12 protein-coding genes and 1 tRNA gene are annotated in these 16,448 nt (G+C 66.8%); 6 read left to right on the forward strand and 7 right to left on the reverse strand.

What is annotated here, in order from left to right:
- On the forward strand, nt 1–1,037 hold a 1,037-nt coding region (locus Q2100_RS21685), incomplete at its 5' end, for a glycerol-3-phosphate dehydrogenase/oxidase (protein WP_302915719.1).
- A 22-nt stretch (nt 1,038–1,059) separates the two neighbouring features.
- Here the strand turns inward: Q2100_RS21685 and Q2100_RS21690 are convergent.
- The 7 genes from Q2100_RS21690 to aceE form a co-directional block, all read right to left on the reverse strand.
- Entirely contained in the window at nt 1,060–2,481 is a 1,422-nt protein-coding gene (locus Q2100_RS21690) for an acyl-CoA carboxylase subunit beta (RefSeq protein ID WP_264010539.1), read from the reverse strand.
- Between the two features lie 54 nt (nt 2,482–2,535).
- Nucleotides 2,536–3,789 (reverse strand): 3-oxoacyl-ACP synthase KasB, encoded by a 1,254-nt coding sequence (gene kasB, locus Q2100_RS21695; RefSeq protein WP_302915720.1) that lies wholly within the window; start codon nt 3,787–3,789, stop codon nt 2,536–2,538.
- A gap of 37 nt (nt 3,790–3,826) precedes the next feature.
- Entirely contained in the window at nt 3,827–5,077 is a 1,251-nt protein-coding gene (gene kasA, locus Q2100_RS21700; RefSeq protein ID WP_302915721.1) for a 3-oxoacyl-ACP synthase KasA, read from the reverse strand.
- A complete protein-coding gene (gene acpM, locus Q2100_RS21705; protein WP_264010542.1) occupies nt 5,074–5,373 on the reverse strand; it encodes a meromycolate extension acyl carrier protein AcpM in 300 nt (99 codons plus the stop codon). Before acpM ends, kasA begins: the two co-directional genes overlap by 4 nt.
- 98 nt (nt 5,374–5,471) lie before the next feature.
- Nucleotides 5,472–6,392 (reverse strand): ACP S-malonyltransferase, encoded by a 921-nt coding sequence (locus Q2100_RS21710; RefSeq protein ID WP_302915722.1) that lies wholly within the window; start codon nt 6,390–6,392, stop codon nt 5,472–5,474.
- Between the two features lie 128 nt (nt 6,393–6,520).
- Nucleotides 6,521–7,807, reverse strand: a complete 1,287-nt coding sequence (locus Q2100_RS21715; RefSeq protein ID WP_302915723.1) for a PucR family transcriptional regulator — start codon at nt 7,805–7,807, stop codon at nt 6,521–6,523.
- 41 nt (nt 7,808–7,848) lie between these two features.
- Nucleotides 7,849–10,638 (reverse strand): pyruvate dehydrogenase (acetyl-transferring), homodimeric type, encoded by a 2,790-nt coding sequence (aceE, locus tag Q2100_RS21720; RefSeq protein WP_302915724.1) that lies wholly within the window; start codon nt 10,636–10,638, stop codon nt 7,849–7,851.
- Between the two features lie 266 nt (nt 10,639–10,904).
- On the opposite strand from aceE, the gene Q2100_RS21725 reads away from it, so the two are divergent.
- The 5 genes from Q2100_RS21725 to Q2100_RS21745 all read left to right on the forward strand — a co-directional run.
- Entirely contained in the window at nt 10,905–11,330 is a 426-nt protein-coding gene (locus Q2100_RS21725; protein ID WP_264010563.1) for a DUF3052 domain-containing protein, read from the forward strand.
- Nucleotides 11,330–11,797 carry a peroxiredoxin gene (locus Q2100_RS21730; RefSeq protein WP_302915725.1) on the forward strand — a complete coding sequence of 156 codons (468 nt, stop codon included), beginning with the start codon at nt 11,330–11,332 and terminating at the stop codon, nt 11,795–11,797. Before Q2100_RS21725 ends, Q2100_RS21730 begins: the two co-directional genes overlap by 1 nt.
- 40 nt (nt 11,798–11,837) lie before the next feature.
- A tRNA-Val gene (locus Q2100_RS21735) sits at nt 11,838–11,909 on the forward strand.
- A 1,486-nt stretch (nt 11,910–13,395) separates the two neighbouring features.
- On the forward strand, nt 13,396–14,931 hold the full coding sequence (locus Q2100_RS21740; protein WP_302915726.1) for a hypothetical protein: 1,536 nt from the start codon (nt 13,396–13,398) through the stop codon (nt 14,929–14,931).
- A 1,194-nt stretch (nt 14,932–16,125) separates the two neighbouring features.
- The coding region (locus Q2100_RS21745) for a cobalamin biosynthesis protein (RefSeq protein ID WP_302915727.1) at nt 16,126–16,448 on the forward strand (323 nt) is incomplete at its 3' end.

Here is a 16,448-nt window from a genome sequence, read left to right on the forward strand (position 1 = left end):
GCGCCGGACTCGACGGCGGATTGCTCGCCTACGACGGCCAGCTCGTCGACGACGCTCGGCTCGTCACCGCCGTCGCCCGCACCGCCGCCCAGCACGGCGCGCGGATCCTGACCCGGGTGGCGGCGTCGCAGGCCACCGGGACGTCGGTCACCCTCATCGACCAGCTGACGGGGGAGTCCACGGTGGTCGCGGCCGGTGCGGTGATCAACGCCGCGGGCGTGTGGGCCGGTGAGGTGGACACGTCCATCCGGCTGCGGCCCAGCCGCGGCACCCATCTGGTGTTCGACGCCGCGGCCTTCGGCAATCCCACTGCGGCCCTGACCATCCCGATTCCGGGCGAACTGAACCGGTTCGTCTTCGCCATGCCCGAGCAGCTGGGCCGGGTCTATCTCGGGCTCACCGACGAAGACGCGCCCGGCCCGGTGCCCGACGTCCCGCGGCCGACCACGAAGGAGATCGACTTCCTGCTCGACACGGTCAACACCGCGCTCGACGTGGCGCTCGGGCATGGCGACGTGATCGGTTCCTACGCCGGACTGCGGCCGCTGATCGACACCGGAGGCGGCGACACCGCGGACCTCTCGCGGGAGCATGCGGTCGTGGAATCCGGTGACGGTGTGCTCAGTGTCGTCGGCGGCAAGCTCACCGAGTACCGGTACATGGCGCAGGACGTGCTCGACCGCGCCGTGGTGCTGCGCAGGCTGGCGGCCACCCCCTGCCGCACCCGCAACCTGCCACTGGTCGGTGCGCCGTCGAACCCGGTGGCGACCCTGCGCTCGCCGGTCGACCTGCCGTCCTCACTCGTCGCCCGCTACGGCGCCGAAGCGCCCAACGTCGTCGCCCGCGCCGCCTGCGATCGGCCGACCGACCCGGTCGCCGACGGAATCGACGTCACCAGGGCCGAATTCGAGTACGCAGTGACCCATGAGGGGGCATTGACCGTCGACGACATCCTGGACCGGCGGACCCGCATCGGACTGGTCGAGTCCGACCGGGCGCGCGCGATGCCGGCCGCGCAGGAGTTCATCGCCGACTGAGACGCCGGCCGGAGTCGAGGACTTACAGCGGGATGTTCTTGTGGCGGCCGCGGCGGGCGGGCGCCTCGGCCAGCGCCTGCGTCACCTTGCTGCGGGTGTGCGACGGGTCGATCTTCTCGTCGACCACGCCGATCTCGATGGCGGAGTCGACGCCGCCGGCGATCCGCTCATGCTCGGCGGCCAGCTCCTCGTGCAGCGCCTCGCGATCCTCGGGCGCCGCGGCGGCCAGCTTCTTCTTGTGAAGGATGCCGACCGCGGCCTTGGCGCCCATCACGGCGACCTCGGCGTCGGGCCAGGCGAACACCTTGGTGGCGCCCAGCGAGCGGGAGTTCATCGCGATGTAGGCGCCGCCGTAGATCTTGCGGGTGACCAGCGTGACCCGGGGAACGGTGGCCTCGCCGAAGGCGTGCAGAAGTTTGGCGCCACGGCGAACCACGCCACCCCACTCCTGGTCGACACCGGGCAGGTAGCCGGGCACGTCGACGACGACCACGATCGGGACACCGAACGCGTCACAGAGTCGCACGAAACGTGCGGCCTTCTCCGCGCTCTCGGAGTTCAGGCAGCCGCCGAGGCGCAGCGGGTTGTTGGCCAGCACGCCGACGGTGCGCCCCGCGAGCCGGCCGAGGCCGACCACCATCGAGGGCGCCCACTTGCCCTGGAACTCCTCGAACGGCGTGCCCTCGTCGAGCAGCGCGTTCACCAGGGGGTGCACGTCGTAGGCGCGCCGGGCGGAGTCGGGGAGCAGCGCGGTCAGGTCGGTGTCGCCGGCCTCGGCCTTGCTGCGGTCGAAATGACCCTGCTGGCAGAACAATCCGACGAGCCGGCGGCCACGCTCGTAGGCGTCGAGTTCGTCGTCCGCGACGATGTGGCACACGCCGGACTTCTTGTGGTGGGCCTCGGGGCCGCCGAGGGACACCATGTCGACGTCCTCACCGGTCACACTGCGCACCACGTCGGGCCCGGTGACGAAGACCTTGCTGTCGGGCGCCATGACGATCACGTCGGTCAGCGCCGGACCGTAGGCGGCGCCGCCGGCCGCGAAGCCGACGACCACCGAGATCTGCGGGACGTAGCCCGACGCCCGGATCATGGCCTCGAAGACCAGGCCGACGGCGTGCAGCGCCTTGACACCCTCGGCCAGCCGAGCGCCGCCGGAGTGCCAGATGCCGACGATCGGGCTCTGCTCCTCGATCGCGGTGTCGTAGGCGTTGACGATGTGACGGCAGCCCTCGACGCCCATCGCGCCACCCATGACGGTGCCGTCGGTGCAGAACGCGATGGTCCGCACACCGTTGACGGCGCCTGCGGCGGCGAGCACACCCGAGCGGTCCCGCTCGTGCAGCAGTTCGACCGTGCCGTCATCGAAGAACGAGCCCAGACGCAGCAGCGGGTCGCGGGGGTCGAGTGATTCGCCGACAGTCTCCGGTGCCATGATCGTCATGTATCCTCCTGTGCCCGTTCCGATGTCGGCTTGCGCCCCCGGAAGTCGTGTGTGTCAGTACTTTCCGAAGGCGACCGCGACGTTGTGCCCGCCGAATCCGAACGAATTGTTGATCGCGTATTGGTAATTGCCTGGTCGTGGTGAGCCGGCGACGACATCGAGGTCGATGTCCGGGTCCAGGTTCTTCAAGTTCAGTGTCGGCGGGATGACACCGTTGCGCAGTGCGAGAACCGTCAGGATCGACTCGACGGCACCGACGGCGCCGACGGAGTGCCCCAGCGCCGCCTTGGGTGCGTAGACGGCCGGCTTGTGGCCGCCCATCGCGTTGTTGATGGCCTTGCCCTCGGCGACGTCGCCGACGCTGGTGCCGGTGGCGTGGGCATTGACATGGTCGATGTCACCCGGCTGCAGGCCCGCGAGCTGGATCGCCCGCGTCATCGCGTGCCCGGCCTGCTCACCGTTCGGGTCGGGCGCCACGATGTGGTACCCGTCCGACGTGACGCTCGCACCCATGATGCGCGCCAGGATGGTAGCGCCACGGGCCTTCGCGTGCTCCTCGGTCTCGATCACCATCAACGCGCCGCCCTCGCCGAACACGAACCCGTTGCGGTCCTTGTCGAACGGGCGGCAGGCGCCCGCGGGATCGTCGTTGGTGGTCGACAGCACGATGCGCATCTGGGCGAAGCCGGCGATCGGCACCGCTTCGATCTTGGTCTCGACGCCGCCACAGATGGCAACGTCCGCCTCGCCGAGCACGATGTTGCGCCAGGCCTGGGCGATGCCTTCCGAGCCGGAGGCGCAGGCCGAGACCGGGGTGATCACCCCGGCCCGGGCCTTGCGCTCCAGACCGACCGCCGCGGCGGCCGCGTTCGGCATGTACATCTGCACGGCGAGCGGGGACACGGCGCGCAGGCCCTTGGCCCGCATGCCGTCGTAGGCGAAGAGCAGTTCCTCGGTCGAACCCATGCCGGTGCCGATGGAGACCATCAGCCGCTTGGGGTCCACCTCGGGCGAACCCGCGTTCTCCCACACCCGCCGGCTCAGCACCGTCGACATCTTCTGCAGGTACGACAACCTGCGCAGCTCAACACGCGTGAGCTCGCTGTCGAAGTCCTCCAGCAGATGCCCGCCGATGCGGACCGGCAGGTCGTACTCCTCGACGAACGGATCCTCGAGCTTGCGGATCCCACTCTGTCCGTCCAGCAGCCGCTGCCAGGTGGTTTCAGCGTCCGTTGCCAGGGCGGTCGTCATCGCCATACCGGTGACGACCACGTTGGGGAAGCCGCTCCCCGTTGCTAACCCTGCCATTACTGCTCCGTTGATCCTTCCCCCGCGCAGGCGCTACTCAGTAGCGGCCGAACGCCAGAGCCACATTGTGGCCACCGAACCCGAACGAGTTGTTGATGGCGTACTTGTAGTCGCCGTAACGAGGCTCACCTGCAACGACATCGAGATCGATCTCGGGGTCGGGGGTTTCGTAATTCAGTGTGGGCGGAATGACGCCGTCACGCAGTGCGAGCACCGTGAGGATCGACTCCAGGGCGCCCACCGCACCGATCGAGTGGCCCAGCGCCGACTTCGGCGCGTAGACCGCGGCGTGCTCCACACCGGCGACCCGGATGGCGCTTGCCTCGGCCGTGTCACCGATCGGCGTGGCGGTGGCGTGCGCGTTGACGTGCTCGATGTCCTTGGGCGACAGGCCCGCGGTCTCCATCGCACGCTTCATCGCCTGCCCGGCCCGAAGGCCGTTCGGATCCGGCGCGACCATGTGGTACGCGTCCGACGTGATGCCGGCACCCATCAGCCTGGCCAACGGCTTGGCGCCGCGGGCCTTGGCATGCTCCTCGGTCTCGATGATCATCATCGCGCCGGCCTCACCGAAGACGAAGCCGTCCCGGTTCTTGTCGAACGGCCGCGAGGCACCCGCGGGGTTGTCGTTGTTCGTCGACATCGCGCGCATCATCGAGAACGCCGCGATGGGCAGCGCCTCGATACCGCCTTCGACGCCGCCGACGACGGCGAAGTCCGCATCTCCCATGACGATCTGACGCCAGCCGTGGGCGATGGCCTCAGACCCGGAGGAGCACGCCGACACCGGGGTGATGACCCCGGCGCGGGCGCCCAACTCCAGGCCGGCGACGGCCGCCGCGCCGTTCGGCATGATCATCTGAACGGCGAGCGGGGACACCTTGCGGGGCCCGCCCTCGTTCATCGCGTCGTAGGTCTCGACGATCTTCTCGCCGCCACCCAGACCGGTGCCGATGATCACCGCGAACCGGTCCGGGTCGACCTCGGGGACGCCCGCGTTCTCCCACAGACGACGGCTCAGCAGCTTCGACATGCGCTGCACGTAGGACATGCGGCGCATGTCGATCCGGGTCATGTGGTCGTCGACGTTGTCGACCAGGTGACCGCCGATGCGGACCTGGAGGTCCCACTTGTCGACGAACTCGTCTTCGAGGACGCGGATGCCGCTCTCGCCGGCCAGCAGGCCCTTCCACGTGCTCTCGACGTCTGCCGCGAGCGACGTGGTGGCCTCGACTGCGGTCACGACGACGTTCGGGAAACCGCCGTTAGCAGTGGAAGGCCTGGTCACGATTCCGCCGAGAACTTCTCGCGCAGCGCGGCGGCGGCTTCGGGGTTTTCTTCCTCGAGCTTCTGGATGTAGGCGACGACGTCACCGACGGTGCGCAGGCCCGCGAGGTCCTCGTCGGGGATCTTCACGCCGTACTTGTCCTCGGTCTGCACCGCGATCTCCACCATCGACAGCGAGTCGATGTCGAGGTCGTCGACGAAGCTCTTCTCGGGGGTGACCTCGGAGGGCTCGATACCGGTGACCTCTTCGATGATCTCGGCGAGACCGGCGATGATTTCTGTCTGGCTGGCAGCCACTGTGGCTCCTTCTATCGGGGTTGTTACTTGGTGGACGTTCTCTTTGGTTGGACGTTTTTCACTTGGCTGTCCCGGACGGCGCTGGCCGGGGCAGCCGGTCAGAGCTCGTTCAGCCCGTCCAGATCGGCCGGAGTCTTGACGGCACGCGTCGGCACTCCCTTGAGCTCACGTTTTGCGATGCCCGCCAGCGCGCCTGCGGGCGGGAACTCGACGATGGCGACCGGCGCGAGGTCGCGGATCGTCGCGGTGCACAGGTCCCAGCGCACCGGCCGGGTCAGCTGGGCGACCAGCTTGCCCATGGCGTCGGCAGCCGAGGCTACCGGTTGCCCGTCGGCGTTGGACAGCAGCCGGGTGGTGGGCTCGGCGGGGGTGACGGCGTCGGCCGCGGCCGAGTAGCCGTCGGTGGCGGGCGCCATGAAGTGGGTGTGGAAGGCGCCGGCGGTGGCCAGTGGCCGCACCCGGGCCTTCTCCGGCGGATCCTCGGCAAGCTTGTCCAGCGCCGAACGCGCTCCGGCGGCCACGATCTGGCCTGCGGCGTTGCGGTTGGCGGGGACCAGGTCGAGCGCCTCGAGGCGGGCCAGCACCTCGGCTTCGTCGCCGCCGAGCACAGCGGACATCCCGGTGGGCTCCAGCGCGCAGGCCTTGGCCATCTCGGCGCCGCGGGTGGCGGCCAGCCGCACCGCGTCGTCGGCGGAGATGACGCCGGCGATCGCGTACGCCGCGATCTCGCCGACCGAATGTCCCGCGACGACCGTCTCCGTGCCGGCGAGCAGCCCGCGGCGGTTCAGTTCCTCGTGCGCGAGCAGGGTGGCGGCGACCACCAGCGGTTGCGTGACCGCGGTGTCGGTGATCTCCTCGGCGGTGGCGGTGGTGCCCAGCCGGGCCAGGTCGAGGCCGGCGATCTCGGACCACGCGGCGATGCGCTCCCCGGCGCCGGGCAGTTCGAGCCACGGCGCCAGCATTCCGGGGGTCTGAGAGCCCTGTCCGGGAGCGAGCAGCGCGATAGGTCCTTGGGGCACGTCTCTAAGAGAACACTGTGAAGAGCACTTCGCGCCGTGTAAGAGATTATGAACCTTGTCTTATGTTTTTGTGGACAGTCCACAAAACTGCATGTGAAGCGACATCATCGACACCTCGCCGCAACGTGTTACCTGCGCCGCTGTGATGTCTCACCGGCCGGACGGACCGTTGGAACCTGCACAGATCCCTTGTTGGTGGCAGTCGGCTGATATGCCTTGTTGTTCAGCCGGCCCACCGTCACCGCCACCCGCAGCACGTAGGCGTCGCGGGGCAGCGTGGGATCCCGACCCGTGAAGTCGGCGATCCGTTTGAGCCGGTAACGGACGGTGTTTGGATGAACGAACAATTTGCGTGCGCAGGCTTCGATCGCACCGCCCGAATCCAGATAGGCGTCCAGGGTCTCGGTCAACGCGGGCCCGGCGTCGGCCAGCGGCCTCATCACCTCCGAGGCGAGCGCGGCCATCGCGGTCGCGTCACCGAGCAGTGCCCGCTCGGGCAGCAGCTCCCTGGCCGAAACGGGTCGTGGCGCCAGCGTCCAGCCGGCCACCGCGTTCATCCCGGAGATGGCCTCGGTGGCACTGCGGTGCGCACCCGCCAGCGTCGGCGCCGTCGGCCCGACCACCACCGGGCCGTCGGCGAACGCCCTCATCAGGTCGGTGACGAACCGGTCGGTCACCGACAGCGGCCCGGAGACGATCGCGACCAGCCAGTTGCCGTGCACATCGGTCAGGGCCGCCCGGTCGTTGCGGCTCACCACGTCGCGGACGTCGTCGGAGGCGAGATCCTTGCGATCGGGATGCGGCAGTCCCACGATGACGGTCGCGGGCGCGGTGGCGTCCCAGTTCAGTGCCGCGGCCTGGGACTGCAGTTCCGGTCCGATGTCGCCGCGCACCACCGCGTCGACCAGGTTGGCCTCCATCCGGGTGTCCCAGGCGCCGCGCGCCTCGGCCTGGTCGGCGTACGCGGTGGCCGCAGCGAACGCCAGGTCGCGGGAGTAGCGCAGGATGCCCGCGGTCAGCGCCGTGAGCTGTTCCTCGTTGCGGGCCAGCAGCGGCACCACCTCTTCGAAGAACTCCATCGTGATGCGGACCATCTCGACGGACTGGCGCAGCGCGATGCGCCGGCGGAGATCCTGGGGCACCACCTCGAAGGCCTGCGCGGTGTAGCTCACGTCGCTCTGCGGATCCCGCATCCACTCGACGAAGTTCACCACCGCGGCCTGCACCACGAGCTGCACGCTGGCCCGCTGCGAGGCCTCGAGGCCGGCGAAGAACGGCAGCCGCTCCTCCATCACGTGCACCGCCTGGGTGGCGAGCTGGCCGGAGAATTGCTTCAACCGGCGCAGCACCGCGTCCGGCACCGTCTGCAACACCTCGAGGGTCGACGCCGGCGGGACGTACCGATTGTCGGGCATCCCTAAAATCTACGCCAGTATTTGGCGGCTTCCTCCAACCGTCAGGCGACGCCGGGATCCGAGGTCTGCTCGGGGGCGGCCATCACGTCGTCGATCTCATAGCGCCTGGCCGCCTCGACAGCCACCGAGGAGTCGATGTTGCCGTCGCGGGCGAGCCCCTCCAGCACCGCGACCGCGACCGATTCACCGTCGGTGTTGAAGTAACGCCGTGCCGCGGGCCGGGTGTCGGAGAAGCCGAACCCGTCGGTGCCCAGCGTGATGTACGTGCCGGGCACCCACGGACGGATCAGCTCGGGCACGCCGCGCATCCAGTCCGACACCGCCACGACCGGTCCGGCCGCGTCCTCGAGCACCTTGGTGATGTACGGGGTGCCCGCGGGCCGCTCCGGGTGGCGCAGCAGATCCTTCTCGACCTGGACACCGTCGCGATTCAGCTCGCCCCAGCTGGTGACCGACCAGACGTCGGCCGAGACGTCCCAGTCCTCGGCCAGCAGTTCGGCCGCCCGCAGCGCCGAGGGCATGCCGACGCCCGACACCAGGATCTGGGCGGTGTTCGACTTGCCCTCCGGCCCGCGCTTGTAGCGGTAGATGCCGCGCAGCAGGCCCTCGACGTCGAGGTCCTCGGGCTCGGCGGGCTGCTGGTAGGGCTCGTTGTAGATGGTGAGGTGGAAGAACACGTTCTCCGGGTTCTCCCCGTACATCCGTTCCAGACCGCTCTCGACGATGTAGGCGATCTCGTAGGCGAAGGCCGGGTCGTAGGCCACCACAGCGGGATTCGTCGAGGCCAGCAGCAGCGAGTGGCCGTCGGCGTGCTGCAGCCCCTCGCCGACCAGCGTGGTGCGCCCGGCCGTGGCGCCCAGCACGAAGCCGCGGGCCATCTGGTCGGCCGCGGCCCAGAAGCTGTCACCGGTGCGCTGGAAACCGAACATCGAGTAGAAGATATAGAGCGGGATCATCGGCTCGTTGTGGGTGGCGTAGGCGCTGCCCGCGGCGATGAACGTGCCGACCGAGCCGGCCTCGTTGATCCCCTCGTGCAGGATCTGGCCGACTTCGCTCTCCTTGTACGCCAGCATCAACTCCGCGTCCACGGACGTGTACAGCTGGCCGTTGCGGTTGTAGATCTTCAGATTCGGGAACCACGAATCCATCCCGAACGTGCGCGCCTCGTCGGGGATGATCGGCACGATGCGGTGCCCGATGTTCTTGTCCCGCAACAGTTCCTTGAACGTGCGCACGGTCGCCATGGTGGTGGCGACCTCCTGCTTGCCCGAGCCCTTCTTCAGCGCCTTGTAGGCGTCGCGGCCGGGCAGTGTCAGCGCCTTGGACTTCGTCCGCCGCTCGGGCACGAACCCGCCGAGCGCACGGCGCCGGTCGAGCAGGTAGCGGATCTCGGCCGCCTCCGGTCCGGGGTGGTAGTACGGCGGCAGGTAGGGATTGTCCTCGAGCTGCTCGTCGGTGATCGGGATGCGCTGCGCGTCGCGGAAGTCCTTGAGGTCCTGCAGCGCAAGCTTCTTCATCTGGTGGGTGGCGTTGCGGCCCTCGAAGTGCTTGCCGAGGGTGTAGCCCTTGATGGTCTTGGCCAGGATCACCGTCGGCTGGCCCTTGTGCTCCGTCGCGGCCCGGTAGGCGGCGTAGACCTTGCGGTAGTCGTGCCCGCCGCGCTTGAGATTCCAGATGTCGGTGTCGGACAGGTTCTCCACCAACTGCTTGGTGCGCGGGTCGCGGCCGAAGAAGTGGTCGCGGACGTAACTGCCGTCGTTGGCCTTGTAGGTCTGGTAGTCGCCGTCGGGGGTGGTGTTCATCAGGTTCACCAGCGCACCGTCGCGGTCGGCGTGCAGCAGCGCGTCCCACTCGCGGCCCCACACCACCTTGATGACGTTCCAGCCGGCGCCGCGGAAGAACGACTCCAGCTCCTGGATGATCTTGCCGTTGCCGCGCACCGGCCCGTCGAGGCGCTGCAGGTTGCAGTTGATGACGAAGGTCAGGTTGTCGAGCGCCTCCAGCGCGGCGACGTGGGCCAGGCCCCGGCTCTCGGGCTCGTCCATCTCACCGTCGCCGAGGAACGCCCACACGTGCTGATCGGATGTGTCCTTGATGCCGCGGTCGTTCAGGTAGTGATTGAACCGCGCCTGGTAGATCGCGTTCATCGGGCCCAGCCCCATCGAGACCGTGGGGAACTCCCAGAAGTCCGGCATCAGCCGCGGGTGCGGGTAGGACGGTAGCCCGCCACCGGGGTGGCTGTGCTCCTGCCGGAAACCGTCGAGTTGGTCGGCGGTCAGCCGCCCCTCGAGGAACGCGCGGGCGTAGATGCCGGGGGAGGCGTGGCCCTGGATGAACACCTGGTCGCCGCCGCCGGGATGGCTCTTGCCGCGGAAGAAGTGGTTGAAGCCGACCTCGTACAGCGCAGCCGACGACGCATATGTCGAAATATGGCCGCCCACACCGACTCCCGGCCGTTGCGCGCGGTGCACCATGATGGCGGCGTTCCACCGGATCCACGCCCGGTACCGGCGCTCGACGTCCTCGTCGCCGGGGAACCACGGCTCCAGTTCGGTGGGGATGGTGTTGACGTAGTCGGTGGAGGTCAACGCCGGGATGGCGACGCGCTGCTCACCGGAGCGCTCGAGCAGGCGCAGCATCAGGTAGCGCGCCCGTGAGGGGCCGGACCGCTCCAGCAGTGCGTCGAACGATTCCAGCCATTCTGATGTCTCTTCGGGGTCGATGTCGGGCAGGTACGACGCGACACCGTCACGGATCACCCGGACCCGGTCGGGCTCGGGTGAATTCGATGAGTTTTGAGCCAGGTCCTGGCGCGCGAACTCGGTGGTCAACTTCCGCTCCTTGGTAGTGCGGTACGGGGGTGCGGGCGCGATCGGCGCCAACGACCTCCATCGTCCTCCCATCGTGCCCGAACCGCACCGCTGGGGGTGAGGAGCCGAACTATCCGACGGCGGGGGGTGGCACGCGGTAACGTCTGCAGACCGTGCCGACCGGTGTGGTGCCTCATATTGACAAACCGGGCCGCCAGTCATCCGCATCAGCAGGGCGGCGTGCGACGATAGGGCCGGTGCACTCACAGACACAAGGAGGACCGACGGTGGTCGCGGCGGCGGACGCCCCGAACTTCGCCCAGGGGCTGGGCATTGAAAAAGGACAGGTTGTCCAGGAGTTGGGCTGGGACGAGGACGTCGACGACGACATCCGGGCCGACATCGAGGACGCGTGCGGCGGTGAGCTGCTCGACGAGGATGCGGACGAGGTCGTCGACGTGGTCCTGCTCTGGTGGCGCAACGACGACGGCGACCTCGTCGACCGGTTGATGGATGCCATCACCCCGTTGGCCGAGGACGGTGTCATCTGGGTGGTCACCCCGAAGACGGGCAAGCCGGGTCACGTGCAGCCGGCGGAGATCGCCGAGTCGGCGCCGACCGCCGGGCTGATGCCCACGTCGTCGGCCAATCTCGGAGACTGGATCGCCAGCCGGCTGGTGCAGCCGAAGTCCAAGGCCGCGGGAAGGCGTTAGTGCTGGGGCCGGGGGCGCAGGCACCCGACTTCACACTGAAGAACCAGCACGGCACGCCGGTGGGCCTCGCGGATTTCCGTGGTGCGCGCAACGTGGTGCTGGTCTTCTTCCCGCTGGCGTTCACCCCGACCTGTCAGCGCGAACTCGACGAGATCCGCGACAACCTGTCCCGCTACGACAACGCCGACACGGCGACGCTGACCATCTCGGTCGGGCCGCCACCCACCCACAAGGCGTGGGCCGGCCGCCACGGCTATTCGTTCCCCGTGCTGGCCGACTTCTGGCCGCACGGCGCCGTCGCGAAGGCCTACGGGGTGTTCAACGACGACACCGGATATGCCAACCGCGGGACGTTCGTGGTGGACCGCTCCGGGACCATCCGGTTCGCCGAGATGAAGCAGCCGGGGGAGCCGCGCGACCAGGGCGTGTGGGCCGCCGCGCTGGCATCGTTGGCGTCCGCCGACTGATTTCCGGTCGCAGGTCACCGCCGTGTAGCCTGCCCCGCACGGGCGTGTAGCTCAGTGGTAGAGCTCTGGTTTTACACACCAGCGGTCGGGGGTTCGAAACCCTCCGCGCCCACCCGTGATCAGCTCAGGTCGGAACCGTTCGACGCCGTGGCTGCGCGGCGGGCGCCTGGTGACTGTCGGGTGTCCAAACAGTGTCCCAATCTCGACGCGGGTTCAAGATGGTTTGGGGTCACTTGTCTTCGTCCTGAGCCAACCTGTCGACCTCTTGCGGGAGACTGAGGGCAGCGTAGGTGACTCTGTTCTGCAAGGTCGGGTTCGATCTATTGACGTCATCTACTGCACAGGTCGGAAGCGCGTACTCCGCCCATGTCGCCTTGGGGTTAGGACGAACGTGAACGGCCTGTTCCGGTGGACCACTGGCCCCCTTGGTGCAACTGGCACACCGTCGAAGAGCTCGCCCAGTTTGTGATCTTGATGTCGCGGATTCGAGCCCCGCCACCTACGCTGGTGGGAGGGCGATTTCGCGATCAGCCTATTGCTTCACCCGGGGCTGCACCCTCAGCGCAACGCTCCGCTTTCGCTCTCGGGCGGCTGCGACTACCTGACAGGTTGTCTGTGTGGTCTGCAATCATCGGGCTCCATGAGCCGTCAACAGGACGACGCGCGTCGGCGCCCTTGTCGCGAACGTACTTAGTTAGACACGCGCAACCCCGAGCGCCCCGACGACCCCACCGGCAGACCCCGTCCTGCTATTCAAGAGGTCAAGATCAGGCAAGCAGCACTGGCCCCGACCATGGCGAGCTTGCGATGGGCGCCGTGAGCCGACCAAGATCAGAGGCATTGACCAAGCCATCGTTCGCGGGCGTGATAATGAATCCCACACCCGCGCTGTTACTGGCGGCATAGCTGGAAGACCAGCTAGCTGCCCAGCAGAACGAGGACCTTTGCGCCGACTCGGGCCTGACCAAGCTGATGGCCGAGATCCGCAGCCAGAGCAAGAACGAGAAACAGGGCGTCCTCCGGAAGATTAGAGCCAAGGCATTGGCCAGGTAGGGAATTACCGCGTGGGCGCGTTTACCGGCCACGATGGGAAGCACTCGCACGGACGGTCTACGTGGCTGCTGGCGGCGGCCAACCGCCGACACGGTGGGGCGTATCCGGATCGGCCGTCACCACCAGTTCTACCTGCGGCCGCACTTCAAGTTGTGGACCAAGAAGCAGTCTGAACACGGCTTCTCGGGCTTCTCTGCACGTTGCGAGTCATTGGCGCCAAGACGAAAGTTTCCGAGCGGCGTCGCCGGCAAGTTTCTTCCACCACAAGACCGAATTGCTTCAGTCGCCCGGCCGTGCTTGGGACCATGACTCAAGGAGTTCAGCCAACGACGGGAGGTTTCGTGGCTGCCGACGATGCGATCGTCCGCGAGTGCCCGCGCTGCGGGAAGTGGCGGAAGTTCACGACTAAAGCGACCGTGTGTAAGCCCTGCTATCGCGAGTCCGGGCCCATGGCAGTGCCGAAGCCCAGAGAGTCGTCATCTGCCCTCTCCACGGCTTCGCGGACTAACGTCGACGACCAAGGCTCGGCCTCCCAGACACTATCCGTGGAGCAGATCGCCGCTCTGTGTGCGGCGTATCGGGATGCGTACATCGCACCGAGACAAGGCGACGCCCTCAATGAGGTCTACACGAAGTACGAAGCGACCTTCGGTGTCTCTCGCCATGCGCTGAAGAAAGCCATCAAAGAGGACCGACGCCATCATCCAGCGGGCTACACAACGATGAATGAGACTCGCCGCAAGCAAGTGGAACGAACACTCAGGTACCGCAACGACACTGCCGCTGGATATGTCCGAGCACCACAGCCACCCCCTAGCGACCGCTCACCCCTGATCGTCGATATGTCGACGCTGGCCGAGATGGCCGAGAGGTTAGCGCCCCGGCATGCGACCGCTGTGGAAATGGACAAGATCGAAGAAAGCTTGAAAGCGTTCACTGAATCTCCGGATGACCACCACGGCTACCTTGCGTGGCGATTTCGTGAATTATCCACACGCCCAGGCCCATTCGCTGAACACTCAGCAGACGAGATCCTGGAAAAAGTATCCCTGATCGTTGACGAAGACAAAGCACTGATCGCAGCGTTGCAGAAAGATCATGGCAACTTTCTCGGAGATCGCCCAGATGTTGCGATGCAGGCTTTGGATGCAGAGTTTGGAAAGATCCCGCGTGAGCTTTCGTGGACTTCCGGAGCGACTGCGCTGCGCCGCTCCCGAGCGAGCCTGGCATTTCTGCGGAGGGCCGTTGTGCTCACTTTCGCCAGCCAGGATTACAGCAGCCACTTGTTTCCCATGCTGGCGCGTTTGCTGCCCCCTCCAACAACTGAGTACATCAATCTGCGTCTGCCGGCCCACGTCATTGCCTCAATCAACATTTTGAGGCGGGTGGCAACCCAGGTGGATCGGTTCTTCTCCGGTATCGAGGCTCAACCGGGTCACTTCTATGGGACTGGGCTTGATCAACTATGCGCCTTGAGGAGTGGAGCGTTCGATTTCGTCCTCGAACCCGATCCTGAAAAGGTCCCACAGCCACCCACCAGCCGTCTGCCCTTGGTCATCCACCCGCCAGGTGAGCGAATTCAGCCCTTCGTCACGGGCATTAGGCGATCTGGACGATTTCGCGGCGGGGAGATAGATGAGAGGCGGCTGGATGTGCTCACGCAGCTTTGGACTCATCTGAGTGAATCCGGCGCTTGCACCATGTATGAAGGCGCCTTTCCCGCTAATGGCAAAGACAACGGTTACTTGATCCTGGTCATCTGGTACGAAGGCTACGGTGAGGACGCGGTGGCTATAAGTCCATGGAGGGGCGAGCACGCAACATTTGTTGTCCGGGCCGACGCGGCCGACGCAGGGAAGAGACGCACCTGGAAGACAGTGCTGACCAGCACCAAGGAAGAGGCAAAAGAATTAGGTGCTCGCCGACTGGTGTTCAAAGCCAATCCAGACCACGGGATTGATGAGTACGACGCCATGTTCCAGAAAGTCATTGCGCTACTCGTCTGCGAACCAGAGGAGTTCGTGCACGGTGCACTGTATTTCGATGACGATGAGGGCCGTTACGAGGTGCGCCAGGCTTAGTCTCTGTAGCTCTCCAGCGCCGTGTTGTGCTCGGTAGAGCCTCAGCTTCGAAACAAGCATGACAACCATCGGGAGTATGCCGACATGGCGGGAAAGCGTTACCAGGCTGAGCCGGATGAGGGTTTCCGCGAGAGTGTCTGGGAACGAGGTCATTTCTCACCGCTCTAGATGTTCCGACTAGCCGCCTGGAAGTCCGCGATGGGAGTGGCAACCCTCACGCTGAACTCTGAAGATGCCATCGTTTGCAGCACCTCCGCCGCCATAACCGTGATCGCGCCATGGCGATGGACGAACGTTGTTAGCGGTGAAGTTGACTGGAATATATGGCGCGACACTGTGGCCGCCGCGATTGGCTCGCTGCGGAATCGTAGCGGGTGCTTGCTCTTGAGGGCTTCGGCTACCCAATGGCGTCAGCGTTTCTGTCGTTTCTTGCTCCTGGAGCCTTCCCGGTAATCGACAGATGAACGGTCCAGGCTGTCTATGGCGCAGCGGTTGCGAAGAAAACTGGTGTTTGGCGTCGGCACGGCGGCTAGGCCGAGCCCAGGAGAAGGCCGAGCACTATCAAGCGGAGGCCGAACAGCAAGCCGAGCGGGCCACCAAAGCAGCGGAGCAGGTCGCGGTTGCCGAAACGGAGTCGGCATCTGCGGCAAGGCGTGGCGCTGATGCATTTGAGAAGAACTCGCCTCGCGGCTGAGCAGGCTACTGGCCGAGGGCGTGCCGTGGCGCGTCGGACACCGGTCGGGGCGAAATGGGAGCTGTGGAACGATCGCGACTATTCCAGGCTCAACATACGGATCGCCGGACCAGGCGTCAGTACAAAGCGCGCACCCGCCGTTATCGACCGCGTCGACGGTCGCAGCGCTTACGAATTCTGGATACCACGGCCTACGGCTCCGAACTACGGGTGAAGGTCACATGGCATCGTCGCGCCGACGGGCAAGACGATCCGCTCACCTGGTCGGGGACGATGCCCGCGGCCACCCTAGCGCCGAACGCTCGTTCGGCAGTGGACCACCAGAGTCCCAAGACGGGCGCGGACACGACGAAACCCGGTGAACGGCGGCGTGGTCCCCACCTAGACCTAACGGACGCCATCGCACACAGGTTCACACTGTCGGTCCCTTTACACACCAGCGGTCGGGGGTTCGAAACCCTCCGCGCCCACCCGTGATCAGCCGTGAGACGCTTCCCTGCGTGTCGATCTCAGCGGGGGTGGCGGCCGGTTGTGCGGCCGATCTCGCGTTCGGCGATCCGCGGCGTGGCCATCCGGTGGCGTTGTTCGGCGGCGCCGCCGCCGCTCTGGAACGGGCGACCTACGCCGACAGCCGTGCCGCCGGCGTCGCGCACACCGGTGTGCTGCTCGGCCTGCTGACCGCGCTCGGTGTGTCGGCGCAGCGGACGTCGCGGCGCGGCGGCGGATTGGTGACCGCGTCGGTGACGGGCCTGGCGACGTTCGTCGCGCTCGGCGGTACGTCGCTCGCACAGGTCGGAGCCGAGATGTCGGCGCTGCTGGAGGC

The organism is Mycolicibacterium arseniciresistens (genome assembly GCF_030519285.1).
Taxonomy (GTDB): Bacteria; Actinomycetota; Actinomycetes; order Mycobacteriales; family Mycobacteriaceae; genus Mycobacterium; species Mycobacterium arseniciresistens.

What these genes read in the sequence shown, in the direction of transcription:
- Q2100_RS21715 (WP_302915723.1), bottom strand. Translation starts at nt 7,807, where the DNA reads ATGCCCGACAATCGGTACGTCCCGCCGGCGTCGACCCTCGAGGTGTTG.
- Q2100_RS21690 (WP_264010539.1), bottom strand. Translation starts at nt 2,481, where the DNA reads ATGACGATCATGGCACCGGAGACTGTCGGCGAATCACTCGACCCCCGC.
- kasB (WP_302915720.1), bottom strand. Translation starts at nt 3,789, where the DNA reads ATGGCAGGGTTAGCAACGGGGAGCGGCTTCCCCAACGTGGTCGTCACC.